The organism is Rugamonas fusca, from assembly GCF_014042365.1.
Classification (GTDB): domain Bacteria; phylum Pseudomonadota; class Gammaproteobacteria; order Burkholderiales; family Burkholderiaceae_D; genus Rugamonas; species Rugamonas fusca.
In genome coordinates this window covers 1-213 of record NZ_JACEZS010000130.1, presented here as the reverse complement: position 1 = coordinate 213, position 213 = coordinate 1, and the positions used below count along the sequence as shown (strand labels likewise).

General features: G+C 51.2%; 1 rRNA gene. It reads left to right on the top strand.

What is annotated here, in order from left to right:
• Window positions 1–71 (top strand): 16S ribosomal RNA (locus H3H36_RS26615); the annotation flags it as partial.
• Window positions 72–213 lie beyond the last annotated feature (142 nt).

The window sequence follows — 213 nt, the reverse complement described above, 5'->3', positions numbered from 1 at the left end:
TAGGATTCGTGACTGGGGTGAAGTCGTAACAAGGTAGCCGTATCGGAAGGTGCGGCTGGATCACCTCCTTTCTAGAGTCGCACTGATCTTCGGATCATCCTCAAGCGTTCACACTTATCGACTGTAATTAAGAAGAACAGCATTTGGGGCTGTAGCTCAGCTGGTTAGAGCACCGTGTTGATAACGCGGGGGTCGTTGGTTCGAGTCCAACCA